The 15,939-nt window shown below is 33.3% G+C and carries 16 protein-coding genes and 1 pseudogene; 9 read left to right on the top strand and 8 right to left on the bottom strand.

What is annotated here, in order from left to right:
- Nucleotides 1–145 precede the first annotated feature (145 nt).
- Entirely contained in the window at nucleotides 146–1,057 is a 912-nt protein-coding gene (locus tag ACMX9J_RS22555) for an HD domain-containing protein (RefSeq protein WP_416226259.1), read from the bottom strand.
- Between the two features lie 99 nt (nucleotides 1,058–1,156).
- Nucleotides 1,157–1,477 carry a MazG nucleotide pyrophosphohydrolase domain-containing protein gene (locus ACMX9J_RS22550; RefSeq protein ID WP_047751205.1) on the bottom strand — a complete coding sequence of 107 codons (321 nt, stop codon included), beginning with the start codon at nucleotides 1,475–1,477 and terminating at the stop codon, nucleotides 1,157–1,159.
- Between the two features lie 99 nt (nucleotides 1,478–1,576).
- Between ACMX9J_RS22550 and ACMX9J_RS22545 the strand changes: the two genes are divergently transcribed.
- Together ACMX9J_RS22545 and ACMX9J_RS22540 are read left to right on the top strand one after the other, a co-directional pair.
- Nucleotides 1,577–2,158, top strand: a complete 582-nt coding sequence (locus ACMX9J_RS22545) for a TIGR00730 family Rossman fold protein (protein ID WP_047751204.1) — start codon at nucleotides 1,577–1,579, stop codon at nucleotides 2,156–2,158.
- 181 nt (nucleotides 2,159–2,339) lie between these two features.
- Complete coding sequence (locus ACMX9J_RS22540) at nucleotides 2,340–2,945, top strand: GNAT family N-acetyltransferase (RefSeq protein ID WP_416226199.1); 606 nt, start codon at nucleotides 2,340–2,342, stop codon at nucleotides 2,943–2,945.
- A 177-nt stretch (nucleotides 2,946–3,122) separates the two neighbouring features.
- Here ACMX9J_RS22540 and ACMX9J_RS22535 read toward each other — a convergent pair whose 3' ends face one another.
- From ACMX9J_RS22535 to ACMX9J_RS22520, 4 genes are all read right to left on the bottom strand, one after another.
- Entirely contained in the window at nucleotides 3,123–3,974 is an 852-nt protein-coding gene (locus ACMX9J_RS22535; protein WP_047751202.1) for a TIGR03943 family putative permease subunit, read from the bottom strand.
- 15 nt (nucleotides 3,975–3,989) lie between these two features.
- Nucleotides 3,990–4,859: a permease gene (locus tag ACMX9J_RS22530; RefSeq protein WP_249887284.1), complete on the bottom strand. Its 870-nt coding sequence runs from the start codon at nucleotides 4,857–4,859 to the stop codon at nucleotides 3,990–3,992.
- Nucleotides 4,860–5,332: 473 nt separating this feature from the next.
- Nucleotides 5,333–6,298, bottom strand: a complete 966-nt coding sequence (locus ACMX9J_RS22525) for a TIGR03943 family putative permease subunit (protein WP_047751200.1) — start codon at nucleotides 6,296–6,298, stop codon at nucleotides 5,333–5,335.
- Nucleotides 6,299–6,308: 10 nt separating this feature from the next.
- Complete coding sequence (locus ACMX9J_RS22520) at nucleotides 6,309–7,295, bottom strand: permease (protein ID WP_047751199.1); 987 nt, start codon at nucleotides 7,293–7,295, stop codon at nucleotides 6,309–6,311.
- A gap of 277 nt (nucleotides 7,296–7,572) precedes the next feature.
- On the opposite strand from ACMX9J_RS22520, the gene ACMX9J_RS22515 reads away from it, so the two are divergent.
- The 6 genes from ACMX9J_RS22515 (at nucleotide 7,573) to ACMX9J_RS22490 (ending at nucleotide 11,944) form a co-directional block, all read left to right on the top strand.
- Nucleotides 7,573–7,860: a hypothetical protein gene (locus ACMX9J_RS22515; RefSeq protein ID WP_047751198.1), complete on the top strand. Its 288-nt coding sequence runs from the start codon at nucleotides 7,573–7,575 to the stop codon at nucleotides 7,858–7,860.
- A gap of 257 nt (nucleotides 7,861–8,117) precedes the next feature.
- On the top strand, nucleotides 8,118–8,426 hold the full coding sequence (locus ACMX9J_RS22510; protein ID WP_237758357.1) for an HMA2 domain-containing protein: 309 nt from the start codon (nucleotides 8,118–8,120) through the stop codon (nucleotides 8,424–8,426).
- A gap of 18 nt (nucleotides 8,427–8,444) precedes the next feature.
- On the top strand, nucleotides 8,445–8,978 hold the full coding sequence (locus ACMX9J_RS22505) for an HMA2 domain-containing protein (RefSeq protein ID WP_047751197.1): 534 nt from the start codon (nucleotides 8,445–8,447) through the stop codon (nucleotides 8,976–8,978).
- A complete protein-coding gene (locus ACMX9J_RS22500; protein WP_416226258.1) occupies nucleotides 8,978–11,092 on the top strand; it encodes a heavy metal translocating P-type ATPase in 2,115 nt (704 codons plus the stop codon). The genes ACMX9J_RS22505 and ACMX9J_RS22500 overlap by 1 nt, the downstream gene beginning before the upstream one ends.
- Nucleotides 11,064–11,654: an HMA2 domain-containing protein gene (locus tag ACMX9J_RS22495; RefSeq protein ID WP_011106164.1), complete on the top strand. Its 591-nt coding sequence runs from the start codon at nucleotides 11,064–11,066 to the stop codon at nucleotides 11,652–11,654. Before ACMX9J_RS22500 ends, ACMX9J_RS22495 begins: the two co-directional genes overlap by 29 nt.
- Before the next feature lie 65 nt (nucleotides 11,655–11,719).
- The gene (locus tag ACMX9J_RS22490) at nucleotides 11,720–11,944 is read left to right on the top strand and encodes a hypothetical protein (protein ID WP_047751195.1); all 225 of its coding nucleotides are present in this window, start codon (nucleotides 11,720–11,722) and stop codon (nucleotides 11,942–11,944) included.
- Between the two features lie 338 nt (nucleotides 11,945–12,282).
- Here ACMX9J_RS22490 and ACMX9J_RS22485 read toward each other — a convergent pair whose 3' ends face one another.
- Nucleotides 12,283–12,735 (bottom strand): CBO0543 family protein, encoded by a 453-nt coding sequence (locus ACMX9J_RS22485; protein ID WP_047751194.1) that lies wholly within the window; start codon nucleotides 12,733–12,735, stop codon nucleotides 12,283–12,285.
- Between the two features lie 747 nt (nucleotides 12,736–13,482).
- Between ACMX9J_RS22485 and ACMX9J_RS22480 the strand changes: the two are divergent.
- Nucleotides 13,483–14,594 (top strand): annotated as a pseudogene (locus ACMX9J_RS22480) (type II asparaginase).
- A 228-nt stretch (nucleotides 14,595–14,822) separates the two neighbouring features.
- On the opposite strand, the gene ACMX9J_RS22475 reads toward ACMX9J_RS22480, so the two are convergent.
- Nucleotides 14,823–15,923, bottom strand: a complete 1,101-nt coding sequence (locus ACMX9J_RS22475; RefSeq protein WP_416226256.1) for a Ger(x)C family spore germination protein — start codon at nucleotides 15,921–15,923, stop codon at nucleotides 14,823–14,825.
- Nucleotides 15,924–15,939: the final 16 nt, after the last annotated feature.

Raw genomic sequence — 15,939 nt, 5'->3', positions numbered from 1 at the left:
TGACTGGACAAATTATCACCTAATACTATATTTTAGATATGTACATGTATATATTTCACTTTTATCAACTATTAAAAGCAGCTATGATCAACCACACATGTAAGAAAAGCACCTTATTTAACTAAATAAGGTGCTTTTCTCTTTACTAAGTATTAAGAACTCTAACGAATGTTCCTTTTAAGGACTTTTCTAGAGCATACTCATTTAATTCTCTTACTTTGGTGGAGAGCTCTGTAGCTTTCTTTATTCGGCCATTCCCTACCAACACAAAAGGATCAATAATCCGAACTTTTTTCTTTTGGTGTATGTCATAATCTCCCTCATCATTTGTCATCTTTTTACCTATGCCTTTCATTTTTTGTAGCAATTCATGGTCTTTACTGTCAATTACCTTTTTCCAAACTGTTTCATCATCCGATAATAAGTCATCCATATGAATAATCTGCTTGGCCATTGCTATCTTTAATATATCCGTTAGTATGGCATACCCATATACATTTAATGGATGAAGAAAGAAGTCAATTACCTCTGTATAATAAGCTTTAACACACCATTCTGCTGCCTTTACTGTTTTTAAACAAATCTTACTATCAATCACTTTTAGTTCATCTACAAATTTACAAGCTTCGTCTAAAGAAATCATATTATAGGTAGATAAATCACGAAGCGTGTAATCAATCCGGTCTGCACACAGAGAAGGAAGAGGTTGCTCTAATAAGGACCATTTCTCAATAGGCAATATAGACAAGAGATTAAATCCATGCTTTTGTAAAACAGAAGGTATTTCTGACGATTGAATTACTTTTTCAAATATTTGGTCGTGAAAGTCCTGTTCTGGATTATCTAAAACGAAATCTATCACATGAGAAAAAGCTGTATGGGAAATATCATGCAGCAAGCCAGCTATTTGTTCTTCTATAGAACCACCTAATTTTTTAATCAATAGCATGACACCTACAGAATGTTCAAATCGTGTTACATTCCACTTTGGATTCACTAAATAACTTGCGCCACCTTGATGGATCTTTTTCAGCCTCTGAAGGGGCCGAGTATGTATTAATTCTGCTAGGACTGGTTATAAGTGAAAAGGTCCATAAATGAAATCATGAATTTTCATAAAACGACTTCACTTTCCCTTCTTTTATCACATTTATATTCATCTAGTAGAATAACGCTCTGCAAGCTTTTCTTTATGCGAACTGAATATTTCTTCTAAAGAAATATCATATTTGTTAGCAATAACAATCAAGTTACCTAACACATCTCCTAGTTCTTCTGTTAGTTCTTTCTTATTCTCTTCTAAAGTTCCAGTTACTTCATCTGGTCGATCCCTTCCGATTTCTAAAGCTCTAATAGCTCTTGCTACTTCACCTGTTTCCTCGGCAAGAAAACCAATTCGAATAAAGATATCTAAATCTGACCAACCTCTCATTTTGTAGTAGTCCTTTACCCATTGTTGAAATTCTGTTACGTTCATTAAATGGTTCCACCTTCCTTTTTTAATTTCAACTAAGTTTACCAAATCATCCATTATTATGTATAATCAATAACGGTGATTACATAGGAGGGGATCTTTATGAAAAGAATAGCTGTATTTTGTGGATCAAGTAATGGAGCATCTGACCTTTATATTCAAGGTGCAAAGGATCTGGGAAAAGAACTTGCTAAACGTAATATTTCGCTTGTATATGGTGGAGCAAGTGTTGGAGTAATGGGTGCTGTGGCTGATGCTGTGTTAGAAGCTGGCGGACATGTCCTTGGCGTCATGCCTACTTTCCTTGAAGAAAGAGAAATTTCTCATAAAAACTTGTCAGAGCTTATTGTTGTTGGATCTATGCATGAGAGAAAAGCCAAGATGGCTGAACTTGTAGATGGATTCATTACGTTACCAGGCGGTCCAGGGACATTTGAGGAATTCTTTGAGATTTTTACATGGGCTCAGTTAGGGTTACATCAGAAGCCTTGCGGATTATTGAATATTAATGATTATTACACACCACTTATTTCTTTATTTAATCACATGACAGAAGAGCAATTTCTACAGGAAAAATATCGTTCTATGGCTCTTGTAGATACAGAACCACAAGGTTTATTAGATCAATTCAATACATATCAACCTCCTTCAGTTAAAACATATATCACAAAAGCTCAAAGCTAATAAAAGAACAGGATTAGTTACTATCTAATCCTGTTCTTTTTTGTTTATTTGCAATGTAACTTACCATAATCAACATTATAGGAAATGAAAAGTATCATTCTACTAAAATTTAATGATACTTTTTATTTTATACAAATTACATATATAATGTTAATAAATAACAATTGTGGAGGCGTTTTTTATGAAGATTGAAGAAATATTTGGCGATTTACCCGAACTTGAAACAGAACGTCTGATACTAAGAAAAATAACGTTAGACGATGTTGAAGATATGTATTCTTATTGCTCTAATGAAGAAGTATCTAAATACGTTACGTGGGAAACTCATCAGGCACTTAACAATACGATTAACTTCGTTAAATTCGTGTTAAATCAATATGAGAATAAAAAAATTGCTCCCTGGGCGATAGAGTATAAAGAAAATGGCAAACTTATAGGTACTATTGATTTTATCTCTTGGCATACAGAACACAATATAGCTGAAATCGGATATATCATTTCTAAAGATTATTGGGGAAACGGTATAGCAACAGAAGCCGCAAACGAAGTGATTAAATTTGGTTTTAACCATATGGACCTTATTCGTGTCCAAGCAAGATGCTTTGTAGAAAACGAAGGATCAGCATGTGTAATGAAAAAATTGGGCATGTCCTTTGAAGGAACCCTTAGAAACGCCATGTTTATAAAGGAAAAACATCAAAATTTAAAAATGTATTCAATATTAAAAGAAGAGTTCTCATACAGTCATGAGTCATCACCAGAAAATGTATACCATATACAGAGCTAGTTTACATAAACACTCTTAAAGGAACCAAGAAAGTGAAAGAACCCTTATTTGAGTAAGGTTCGTTGTTAGATCTACATTAATAAATAAGATATTTCTCTAATAGAAGAAACTCGTCAAAGAGGGGAAGTTAAATACCATAAAAAAATCAGGTTAACAAATGTTAACCTGATTTTTCACCTATTGATTATTACGATAAACATAAGGATCGGATGGTTTTTCTTCACGTTTTACTTCTGTTACTTTTACAATAGGAATTGTCTTTTTAAATGGTTGATAATACATCGTACTTACTTCACCAGTTACCGTTACCCAATCATCATTTTTAAATGATACATCATCCGGAAATTGAACTAACATACCAAACACGCCTGAATCAGCTATACAATGAATGATTCCAAAACGAAATAAAAAGTACTGATTGTCTTTTAATTCTTTGGTGTGGTACATAAATCCCATAAACTTAATTTGTTTTCCAGTAAACTCACCAGGATATCGATAAATGGTTTCCATCGCATTTAAAAACTCTTCATCTTCTAAATTAATGGTTTTCCCTTTTGAAAACTTTTTTAAATCTTTATGAATCATTTTGTCGTATGCATCTTCTCCATAAAAAGAACTCGTATCTGGTTGTAGAAACTGATGGGAGGAGTAAGGATCTTTTTTATCATAAATAGGAAAATGAAACCCTTTTGCTTCAACAATATTTGAATCAAGTGTAGCTACAGGCAGAAAGAAGACGGTTAAAACAGGTAAGAAGTAAAGAGGGTACCATGCCCGTCTTTTCCACTTGTTCGGTGACTCATGACTATGACCGCATCCGCAGTCACAATTATGGTCATGACCTTGCTCTTTCTCATCAGATCCTGTCATATAAAAAACTAGTTCTGCAATAGTTAAAAACCACAGTAAAAAAATCGTTCCATATGAAATCCATGAATATTTCATGTTAATATATTTCGAAATATCTCCAGTTGCATGAAGGTGCATAAAGATCATAGTAAAGCCTAACAAAATCAAAACTCTAAACATTAATATCCCTCCTTTTTAGTGAACGATTAGTAGAGATAGGACTAACACTAGAATAAACACGTATACAAATAGTGAGAAAACAAATTTTGTCTTAAATTGGCTCAACATCATTAATGTATTTTTTATATCGAACATAGGGCCAAATACTAGAAAGGCTATAATTGCACTATCATTAAATGTACTTCGAAACGATGAAGCAATAAAAGCATCAGCTGAAGAACATAGCGATAAAATATAAGATAGGCCCATCATTACTACATTTGAAGATACTACTCCGTGCCCGAGAGCCATGAGGGTAGAGGTCTTCACATAAGTTTGCATGGCAGCCGCGATTAACCCACCGATAATGACGAATTTTCCAACGGAAAAGAATTCATCAATAGTATGTTTAAGAGCATCTCCTATTTTTTCACTCATCTTCTTGGAAGCAGTGTGTACATGTATTTCATTTTTAACTTGTGGGGTTTTAAATTGAAAGGCTAAAATGAAACCTACTATTAAAGATACAAGAAAGGCAACCACACCACGTTCAATCATGATTTTCCAATCGTTACCGAAAGCCACAAATGTCGCGAATAGGACGACAGGATTAATAATAGGACCTGTTAACATGAATGGAATAGCAGCATATAAGGGAACGCCTTTTGCCATTAAACGTCTTGTAATTGGGACAATCCCACATTCACAGGCTGGAAATAAAGCCCCAATTACACTTGCTAGAACAATTGCGCCAAATTTATTTTTAGGAATAGCTTTTGCCATCATTTCGTCCGTTACAAAAATTTGAATAATACCGGAAATAATTACACCTAATAATATAAAAGGTAGAGCTTCAATTAGGATACTAATAAAAATGGTGTTCATTTGTAAAAGAGATGAACTCATTATACTCACTCCAACTACGAAATAATCATGTTGCTTTGTATTCGAATTTTCTGTTTGTTTTTAAACATAGAAAAAGCCCCTTTAGATAAATAGTGTAATATCACTTACAAACAGTGATATTACACTATTTATCTAAAGGGGACAATCTCAAAAAAAAATAAATACATACAATAGCCGTAATAAAAAAATATCTTTATAACATAAACAACTAGCAGTCTCTAGGAAAGTGAGCTTAATCAAACCCCTAAAGACCATATTATTTAAAAATATCTTTTAATATTTACATCAACATTTCTTTTTACATTTGTACTTTACCATAGAAAAATGAAAGAATGGTGAAAAATAATTTAACAATTTTTTGCTTTTGGTTCTAATCATAAATTTTGCAGCACTTTAACACTATAATCTGAGTATATAACTGGTTTAATGGTGTATAGCTTATCCTTAACAGTAAATCTATTATAGAATGCTTTCTATTCACCAGGACCTATCAGCTGTTCATCTTGATAAAGTTCATATACGTAGGGGTTATCAGGTTGACGTATGGACTCAATCTGTTGAATTTGAATATATGGAACATCCTCTTGATTGTACGTAGCTTTTTTAACTATTCCTTTTATATGAACCCAATTGTCTGTTTTAAATGTAGAAGCATTCTCTATATTTGATAGCATTCCATAAACAGATGCATCTGCCACACAACATGATATGCCAAAACGAGCTACCACAAATTGATTATCTTTAAATCCATTTTCACGGTATACAAATCCATCGACCTCAATTTCTTTGCCTATAAACTGATCTACATTATTTTCGATGATACTCATTACAGGAATATAATCTGTATTATTTACATTAATGCTCTTTTGTTTTAGTAGCTTTTTTTCAAGTAATTTATAAAATCCTTTGGGTGGGATTTTAGGCGGAGAAATATTACTTTGATGCTCTAAGGGAACATTTTTTGGTACTTCTTCTGAATCACCAGCTAATACCTTATTCGTGTATTCTTCTACTTTGGAATTAATAGATTTAACTTTATTGCTTCCTTGTTGAGCTGGTTGCTCGCCAGGGACATTAGCTGAAAACTTTACTCCTCTTTTTACTGCAACTGAGCTATCAAGTGTATGATTTGAAAATAAAAAGCCCGTCATAATAGGTAATAGAAATAAAGAGTAAATAAACGTTGTTCGAATTTTTCCTTTTTCCGTATGATCATGACCACATTCACAAGATACATCCTTATTTACACTACTTCGCCAAATTTGTATAATTCCCAACAAAAAAAAGGTACCAGAAGAAAACAATATAAAAGGCATCATTTTAGGTGCAATAAATTGAATGATTTTACCTGTTAATATGAGTTTAAACATAAGGAGGGAAAAACCAATTAGTAATATTCCTCTTATATAAATGATAAATTGCTGATCAATTTTTTTCATACCATTTCTCCTATCTACTAACTATTCCATAAGTCATGACGATAAGATACACAATCACAGTAATGATAAGAATAAGGCTAAATGCAAAACGTTTTTTAAAAAAGGACAATAGCATAATGGTGTTTTTAAAATCCATCATTGGTCCATATAGTAGAAAGGCAAGAAGAGCTGTAGGTGAAAATGTATGAGAAAAAGATGAAGCAACAAAAGCATCTGCTTCTGAACAAAGTGAAAGTACATAAGCAAATCCCATCATAACGGCAGAAGACATATAGTCATTGCTTGCAAGGTTCGTTAATAGTTGTCTATCTAAAAAGGTTTGAAATAGGCTTGCTACGAGTGCACCAAATAATAAGTATTTGCCCATGTCGAAAAATTCATCACCGGCATGATATAACGTTTGTTTTAATTTGTTGCCTACGTTTGCTTCTTCGTGTTCATGAATGTGTACATGTCGTAGCTGGTTTGAATTTTTAAAAAAGAAATAAACGGATAAACCAATTAACAGACAAGCCACAGCAGCCAGGCTCATACGACTGTAGACGATGGACGTATTTGACTGGAATGCATAAAAAGTAGCAGCAAAGACAACAGGATTTAAAATGGGTGCCCCAACTAAAATGACAATGCCGATATGAAGAGGCATTCCTTTTTTTAACAAACGCCTTATAACTGGAATAATGGCACATTCACAAACCGGTAAAAGAGCACTTACTAGAACAGCTGGTAAAAGGGCTATATACGGATTTTTTGGAATCAGACGTTGAATGAATTCTTCTGAGACAAATACGTGAATAAGGGCAGATGCAAATACTCCCAGCAAGATAAAGGGGATAGCTTCAAGTACAATGCTTAAAAAAATGGAGTTTACATTTAATAAAGATGCTGGAATGGCTAAATCATTTGTATTTATATCAACAAAGAAAAAACAGTAACCAAAAAGCATTAGTAACAGCACACCAATTAGGTCTTTACTTAACTGTGATAGAGTTGTCATAATCTATCGTTTCACCTCCAATTACTAGAACTATATGATAGAGTTTGAACAAGTTATACACCTAATAAAAAAGAGTTAATATAAAAAATTTATTTAAAAGATAAAAACCTCGAAAATAGTGATTATGTCCCCTCGTCAAAACGTAATGATTACGATTTTTTATATATTATGTGAAAATTATAAGATATATAACTGAGAAAAATTAATACATTTAGTTTTTCCATTTCTTATCTTAGCATCATTGAATTTAGCACTAGAATATAGTGAGAGTGGATATATGAATTATTTGTATGGTGGAATCTTCTTGTTTGTTGGCCTATTTCTAAGCAATGTTTTGTTTTCGTATCAAAACAAGCATATTGATTCAGATTTTGGGAATGCATTGAAATACCAAATTTATACTTTCTCGTTATTTTTAATCGCTAATATGTTAATTGAATATGGAATCAAATTTGGGTTTAAAGCTGTTCATAACTTAACATTTGTTTTACTGACGTCGAAAGAGATAGAAGTAATAATTGCCGTATTAATGGGTTACCTTTTCTTTAAAGAAGTTCCTACGTGAAAAACCTTACTAGGAATTTTTATTATGGTTATAGGGGTAGTTATTTCTAAAATGAAGTAGAAAGGGGGACAATTCAGTATAAAGTAATTAAAAAGAAAGAGATATTATAAAAAATATATCTATCATTATCCTAAAACAGAGATAATTTTATTGCTTACTTTCGCGTAATAAAATTTACACTATTTTAATACTTGTATTGTTATAAAATATATAAGTTGGTAAAATAAAGAAAAATGATTGGTGGTATCTAGATATTAATGAGTATTAAAGAAAAGATACTAATGAAACATGCAGAAAGAAAACTACATAAATTACAAATTGAGCTTGTGCATTTTATTCCAGGAAGAATTAGACTTCGATCAACCGTTTGGAAAGAGAATAAAAAACTAGTTGAATTAATTATTTTAAATTTGAAGTCTCAAGTTCTTGTCTATGATGCAGTCTTTACATTAGATACCGGAAGTTTACTTATTACATATAAAGCTTCCCATATGACAAACAACAAAGAACTTGAAGAGTGGTTTCAACTTATTGAACAAATATATCAAGAAGAATATAGAGCTTAAGGAAAGGGAGGGATGAGCATGCTTCCTACTGTAATTGGTTTAGGTGCCTCTTTTATTGCTCCAAAAATTATGTCTCAATTCCGTGATCAAAAAATAAAAGTAGTGCATGCGATGCCGGGGCGACTGCGTATACAATGTGACAGTTGGAAGCACCGTATCATTGCACATGCTCTAACGGAAGAAGTAAAAAAACATCCTCTTATTTTAACATCGGAAGCTTCAGAACTAACCGGAAGTTTGCTGCTTCAGTTTGTTGTACCTCATATTAACCAGGAAGAGCTAGATGAACTGATGAGTTATATCGTACAAATAGCAGCTAACGCCATTTTAAACAAAGATGCTACATTGATGAATGGCATGACTAACACACTCGGATTTATAGATAAAGGGATTAAAAAGCAAACTAATGGCTTTGCTGACTTTGATAGTTTATTTGTTCTATTTTTATTAGGAAAAGGAATTCAGACGTTTGGAAGTGCGCCTGCTTTCTCTGCAAGCTTACTTTATTGGTCATACAACATCATTAAGGATAAGGGGGGCAAGAATAGGTGATGATGTTCGGGGTAAAGATAGCTCATTCTCTCCCTGGAAGAACCCGATTTTATATACCTAAACAGCTAGAGACAAACCATATTGAAACTTGGTTACGCTCTTTTCCAGGGGTATATTCTGCAAGCTATAATCAAGTAACTGGAAGTCTACTCATTTATCATCATATTACTCTCTCTTTATACAGTCTAAAATCGTTCATCCATAAATATAAACATACACTCAAGCAAGCAGCGTGTTCATGGAAAAAGGCTATACCTATTATAGCTTGTGGAACTATTTTTTTAGTTAACTGGTACCTTCAACGTTCTTCGTATCCTGCTATAGTAAAAGCACTTTCCTATTGGGTCAGCACCTTTACTGCTATTGGTACTTCCTATGAGGTAATTAAAGATGGTGTTATTCATGTCCTAAAAGAACGAAAAGGTAATGCTAATACATTAACAGCTGCTTCTATATTCGCTTCTTTGTATATGAAGAATCCAGGATCGGCTTTAATTATCACTTTGATGTCTACTATTAGTGAGCTGCTAACAGACTATACGTCTGAACAAACCAAGCATTATATTCACTCCGTCCTAAAATTAGATGTCTCATATGCTTGGAGAGTAAAGGAAAAGGGCGTTGAAGAAAAGGTTTTAGTCGAGGATATTGAAGTTGGTGATAAGGTTGTAGTTTTCACTGGAGAAAAAATTCCCGTGGATGGAATCATAATAGAGGGGAATGGTACAGCAGATGAAGCTTCAATTACTGGGGAGTATATGCCACGAGAGGTAAGTGGTGGAGATAATGTGTACGCTGGAAGTGTTTTGCAGAGTGGACACGTTACTGTAACGGTTGAAAAAGTAGGAGAAGATACATCCCTCTCTAAAATTGTGAAACTATTGGATGAAGCACAAGATAAGCGCGCTCCTATTCAAAATATAGCCGATACAGTAGCTGAAAAAATGGTTCCTGTTTCTTTTGGTTTGACACTGCTTACATTTTTCTTCACTCGAAACCTTAACAGAGCGATGAGTATGTTAGTTATTGATTTTATTTGCGGAATTAAATTATCAACGGCCACAGCTTTATACGCATCCATTGGACGTGCTGCAAAAGAAGGGGCTATTGTTAAAGGCAGTGATCATATTGAAAAGATGTCTAAACTAAATACAGTTATTCTTGATAAGACTGGAACTATTACAGAAGGAACGCCTGTGGTTCAGCAAGTAATTGCTGCTGAAGGCTTTAATCAAGAAGATGTCATTCGTTTAGCTGCAGCAGCTGAGAAAAATTCTACCCATCCTATTGCTGATGCAATTATGAAGCAAGCGAAAGATTGGAACATTTTAATTCCTATTAGAGACAATAATGCTCAGGTAGAAACAACGGTAGGAAAAGGAATTTCCACTTGGTTAAATGGTAAAAGAGTTATTGTTGGAAGTTTACGTTTTATGAATGAATTAAAAGTTAAAACAACCAACTTACTTCAACACATGCAAAACGACGAAAATGTGATTTATGTAGCTTATGATCAAACACTTGTAGGAGTAGTTAGCATTTTTGACAAAATACGTTCTGGTATGCACCGCGCAGTGAACAATCTTCGACATCAAGGTATTAACGACATCATTATGCTTACTGGAGACAAGAGAACGGTTGCAAGAGAGATGGCGCGTCGCTTAAAACTGAACTGGTATCATGCAGAGGCTTTGCCAGATGATAAAGCCTTTTATGTGAAGAAGTATGGAAGAACGGGAGCTGTCATGATGGTAGGTGATGGCATTAACGATGCACCAGCTTTAGCTCATGCTCATGTAGGTGTAACGATGGGTGCTAAACGAACAGACATTGCTTCAGAAGCCAGTGACGTTATTATTACGTCTGATAACCCAGAAATGCTTTCTGAGTTAGTTGGACTATCTAAAAAGACCATGAACATTATTAAACAAAACTTTATTGCCACGTTTGCTATTAATGGTATTGCAATTTTATTCGGTGCTTTAGGTATCTTCTCTCCAATTGTGGGAGCAGCTATTCATAATGCGGCCACTGTTGGTGTAGTAATAAATAGTGCAAGAATTTTATGGTTAGGGAGGGAAACCAATGAATCCCAAATTCTACGTTCTGCATGATATACCAGGTCGTATTCGATTTCATATCCCAGCATTGAGAGATAAGAAAAATCATGTGGAGATTGAGCATATGTTTTCTGCTTTAAAAGGTATAACAAGTGTGAGAATAGAACCCACCATTCAAACCATGCTTATTCACTATGATGTTTCACAACTTTCTCGCAATACCATTTTTCGTTATATATCTATCTTTTTTCAGCAAACGCGTTTAGATCCACTAGATGATATTATGATTCAAATGGATCCTGCCACACGAAATGATTGGCTGCGTACATTGTTTTCTGGGGGCTTACTTCTACTAGCAGGTATTCGAAAATCATCTTTTTATAAACCAGATGCACTCGTATATGGAGCAGTAGTGGCAACAGGCTATACGGTTTTATCCCATGGTACGAGCAATAAAATGAGGCACCCAGATATTTTAACTGGAATTGTTACGATGTTATCTCTAGGGCCATCAAATATGCTATATGTAGCGATGATTACATGGATTGTAAATGTGCTGGAATTGTTACATGAAAAGCAGAAAGTGCAATCACAAAAGTTATCTACAATTACGTAAGATATTCATTCATACCTTTTGTATGAATTGATATAAAAAACTTAAGATTATGGGGGAGTTTTATAATGATTAATCGCGATTTTCTAATGGGATTTGTATCAGGAACAGTGGTAGGCGCAGTAGGCTATCGTTTATATGAACAGAGTGGTGGGCAATTACAACGTTTGGTTCAACCTAAACAGGCATATGGTGGACAACAAACTATTTCATCTTATCAACCTTCTATGGAAGAGCTTCAAGCACAGAAAGAGCGTTTAGAAGATATGATTGCTGAATTACAAGTAAAATAATGATAAAAAGAGTGAGAGATAGTTCCAGGCTATCTCTCACTCTTTTTATTCATAATGAGGGAATCATTTTTAAATGATGAAACGCTTATTTACCGTATGCTAAAAAGTTTCCTGTGGTAAACTATTTCTTTTATTATATTCTGGGATTTTAAAATTATCAATACTTATACAGAAAAATATTCCAATTTTAAAAGTGATCAGAGTGAGGTATAGCTGTATACCTTATAAGCATTTAGTTACCATAAAACACGTTATAAGAACAAAAACAGGCTTCAGATTCTCTTAAAGCCTGTTTACTTACCTTTTTCCCTTATGGAGGTTTTCAAGGAGGACAATTATCATTTACTAGCCATTATCTTTCTCACCAATTTCAAATTACCTACAAGAATAAGAAAAATGATTGGATATACTAGAGCCGAATATAGTAATTTCCAGCCATTATAATAAAAAAAGTCCGTATTAACTACAAACCATTCAAAAATAACAGAGAAAAGTGTCCAACCTAAAATGTAAAGTACTTTTCTTCCGAAACCTTTATTAAATGGGTAAGAATTTAAAAATAAAAAACTAATAGAGGGAAAATACATAATAACTGCTAAAAGCGATAACCACTGAAATCCTTTTTGAAAATAACCATACAAATTGTAATGCATATCTAACACTAAATCTGTTGTTACCCCATAGGCGTAGGCAAAAACACATGTAGCATATATTTCAATAGGAACTAATCTTTTAGGTACGAAAAATGCTAGTAAATTAAAAACTAAAAAGAACAGAAAGACATAGATCATTATTAGACTTCCACCTTTGATTACTAAATAAATTGGATGAAATTAGTATGTCTATTTATAAAGTTTAAATGTAAATTAGCCAACAACGAATAAGTTTTCACATCTAGATCAAACTACCCAAGACACCGTGAGGCATCTATCCTTAAAATGAGAGCGTACACCTCAAAACAGAAAAACTCCCTTACTTGCATAAGAGAGTTTTTCTGTTTTCGGGCTGTATACCATATACAAAATTAGCTTACATAATGTAGTTATCAGAAGTAACAACCTTAGCTTAAAGCAAAATTGATCCTATTTTTTAATAAACAATGTTTCAACAATGCTACAAGATGTTTCATTTTCTATACATAAATGTATCAATCCTTATAGAACCTAATTGTCATGGTATACTATCGAACAATGACAAAACATTGTATATGCAATATGTTTTGTTCATTTTCTGCATTGAACGAACAAAAAACCACTGTTTAGGTCCAGTGGTTTTTTTGCTTTCAAAATTGAATATGTTTTTATCAATAGAGAATTCAATTGGATGCAGAGTATCTTGAGGAATTTGCTCAATTAAGATATAAATCATTCAGGTAAATGTTTCACTAGCTATGAAACATTTATATAGCAAAAGCAGGTTTAAACCAGCTACTACTTTGGCGAGTTGCTTTATTTATCACAAAAAATTTTAGGATATTTTACACGTAACTTGTCAAAAATACCAGAGAATATCTTTTGCATAAAAGGAGATAGATACATATGAAACTAAAGAAGGAATTAGGAATAATCTTTTTATCAGGCGTTATATTATTTTTCGGGAATTTATTTTCTGATAATAAATAGGTAATAGTTCCACTATGACAATGAACCATTCAGTAAAAAAAGATTTACCAAATATAAAGATTTTGGCTACTGGCGGTACCATTGCAGGTTCTTCTGAGATTAGCACGGATACAACTGGATACGAATCAGGAGCTCTTGATATTGAAACCATAATTAAGGCTGTTCCTCAGCTGAAAAAAGTAGCGAATGTGAGTGGAGAACAAACCGTAAATATCGATAGTCAAAATATGAGTAACTCAATTTTGCTAAAGTTAGCCAAACGAATTAATACTTTATTAGTATCTAAAGAAGTTGACGGGATTGTAGTGACACACGGGTCAGATACTTTGGAGGAGACAGCTTATTTTCTAGATTTAGTAGTAAAGAGTGAAAAACCTGTGGTTGTGGTGGGATCAATGAGACCAGCTACAGCTATAAGTGCAGATGGACCACTAAACTTATACAATGCAGTGAAAGTTGCATTTACCAAAGAAGCAAGAAATAAAGGAGTTTTAGTAACGCTTAACGATCGAATTGGTACAGCTCGTTATATTACGAAAACCCATACAACGGCAGCAGATACGTTTAAATCTCTGGAACAAGGATACGTAGGAGAAATTGCCGGGGGTAAGGTCTTGTTTTATAATGAACCAACTCGTAAGCATACAACACAGTCAATATTTGAAGTGTCAAAATTTGATAAACTTCCTCAAGTAGACATAATTTATGGTTATCAAAATGATTCTAGATACTTTTATGATACAGCTGTAAAAGCAGGAGCAAAAGGAATAGTAGTTGCAGGAGCTGGAAATGGATTACTATCTGACGCTGCTTTGGCAGGTGCTAGAGATGCAGTTAAAAAAGGAGTAGTTATTACTAGATCTAGCCGCGTAGGAAGTGGAGTTATAACACATGAAGAATCAGATGATAAGGATAAGTTTGTTACGTCCGATTCGTTAAATCCGCAAAAAGCACGGATTCTCTTAATGCTTACTTTAACTAAAACAAAGGATCCTAAAAAAATCCAAGAATATTTTAATGAATATTAATAAAACCGAAGTAAATCCTTTGCTATGAGTAGCAAAGGATTTACTTCAGTTAGTTTATATAAATTAACTATTAACATGAGGAAATTAATTATAAAGTGAGCGATTTAAGCCATAATGATTAAAACTATCCGGCATAAAATCATTTTTTATGTGAAAAACTTATTCATATCTACTGCATTTGAGAGTTTGCGTACTCTAATGCTCAATAAAGGCTGTTGAATGTAACAATTATTGATACCCTTTTGTACCAAAATTGGTTACTTTCACTTGTACAAAATAATTTATAGAAGTTTGCGAGAAAATCTCATCCCAATTTTTTTTATGAGTTCTCCAATAATTGGGATATTTATTATGCACATAAGAGCCTAGTTGTATGGGATCTATTTTATATTTTTTTTGGAGAGTATTCATGGCATGTCTCATATCCTTCTCCATTTTCTTCTCAATAACTTCTTGTACTTGATGTGAGTACGGTTTCCCAAATGAATTCTCATGTGGATCCCAATCTTCCGATATCTTTCCTTTAGCTTTAACGAATATATTAAAGGATAATCGTCCATCTTTTATCTCAGGATTAACTTTACTATTTAGTGATAGAATTTCATATGTTAAGGGTTTTTTATCTATTTTGGAGGGTATGACCCCGCCTTTAGTTTCACCTTTTAACCATTGTATACTTTGAACATCCTTAGGAGAGATAAACCCCTTTAATCTTTGTTTTTTCGCATCGATAATGCCTGCACCATCGTATATGATTTCTCCTTTATTAGTACGAAGAGCTTGGATAAGGAAGCTTGTCTTTGCTTGCAGATATTCGGAAGCTTTTCCTAAGCGCATAGGAGTCAAAATTTTCCCATTATAAATTTCATTTTGGGAAATATCAAAGATTTTTTCGGAGGCTATTTTCTTTTTCACAGGCATTTTAATAGCCATACTGGCTTTACCTTTAGTAAGTATAACGTATGAGCTTCTTCTTACTTCATCATCGCGTATAAAATGATTAATTAAACCTTTAATATTTCGATGCTTTGCTAAGGTTTCACCAATTAAGAATACTTTTAAATGTTCGCTGTAAATTCGATCTTCTTTTAAAGCCACATTACTTACAGCTTCTAATAAATTTTTCCCTACAGATTGTACGATAATTGTTTGAGGTACACCTGTACCGTTAGAATCCATAGAACTTTGGGGTAATAGAATCTGGTAAATTAATTCAATCTTTTTATCCTCGCGTTCATCAAGTGCTAGTCCACTAACAAATGAAAGTCGTTTCAAATCTTTTACATCCCAACATCCAGTAAGAAATATACATATAATAAAAATGAAGATTCTTTTTTTTACATTA

The sequence above is a fragment of the Priestia sp. RMT2NF4 genome (assembly GCF_047872835.1).
Taxonomy (GTDB): domain Bacteria; phylum Bacillota; class Bacilli; order Bacillales; family Bacillaceae_H; genus Priestia; species Priestia zanthoxyli.
Note: the sequence above shows the minus strand (reverse complement) of the source record. Positions and strands in the feature narration are given on the sequence as shown.

What these genes read in the sequence shown, in the direction of transcription:
- ACMX9J_RS22515 (WP_047751198.1), top strand. Translation starts at nt 7,573, where the DNA reads ATGAATTATTTGTATGGTGGAATCTTCTTGTTTGTTGGCCTATTTCTA.
- ACMX9J_RS22535 (WP_047751202.1), bottom strand. Translation starts at nt 3,974, where the DNA reads ATGTTTAGAGTTTTGATTTTGTTAGGCTTTACTATGATCTTTATGCAC.
- ACMX9J_RS22530 (WP_249887284.1), bottom strand. Translation starts at nt 4,859, where the DNA reads ATGAGTTCATCTCTTTTACAAATGAACACCATTTTTATTAGTATCCTA.
- ACMX9J_RS22495 (WP_011106164.1), top strand. Translation starts at nt 11,064, where the DNA reads ATGAATCCCAAATTCTACGTTCTGCATGATATACCAGGTCGTATTCGA.
- ACMX9J_RS22510 (WP_237758357.1), top strand. Translation starts at nt 8,118, where the DNA reads ATGAGTATTAAAGAAAAGATACTAATGAAACATGCAGAAAGAAAACTA.
- ACMX9J_RS22550 (WP_047751205.1), bottom strand. Translation starts at nt 1,477, where the DNA reads ATGAACGTAACAGAATTTCAACAATGGGTAAAGGACTACTACAAAATG.
- ACMX9J_RS22485 (WP_047751194.1), bottom strand. Translation starts at nt 12,735, where the DNA reads ATGATCTATGTCTTTCTGTTCTTTTTAGTTTTTAATTTACTAGCATTT.
- ACMX9J_RS22490 (WP_047751195.1), top strand. Translation starts at nt 11,720, where the DNA reads ATGATTAATCGCGATTTTCTAATGGGATTTGTATCAGGAACAGTGGTA.
- ACMX9J_RS22545 (WP_047751204.1), top strand. Translation starts at nt 1,577, where the DNA reads ATGAAAAGAATAGCTGTATTTTGTGGATCAAGTAATGGAGCATCTGAC.
- ACMX9J_RS22540 (WP_416226199.1), top strand. Translation starts at nt 2,340, where the DNA reads ATGAAGATTGAAGAAATATTTGGCGATTTACCCGAACTTGAAACAGAA.
- ACMX9J_RS22500 (WP_416226258.1), top strand. Translation starts at nt 8,978, where the DNA reads ATGATGTTCGGGGTAAAGATAGCTCATTCTCTCCCTGGAAGAACCCGA.
- ACMX9J_RS22520 (WP_047751199.1), bottom strand. Translation starts at nt 7,295, where the DNA reads ATGACAACTCTATCACAGTTAAGTAAAGACCTAATTGGTGTGCTGTTA.
- ACMX9J_RS22505 (WP_047751197.1), top strand. Translation starts at nt 8,445, where the DNA reads ATGCTTCCTACTGTAATTGGTTTAGGTGCCTCTTTTATTGCTCCAAAA.
- ACMX9J_RS22525 (WP_047751200.1), bottom strand. Translation starts at nt 6,298, where the DNA reads ATGAAAAAAATTGATCAGCAATTTATCATTTATATAAGAGGAATATTA.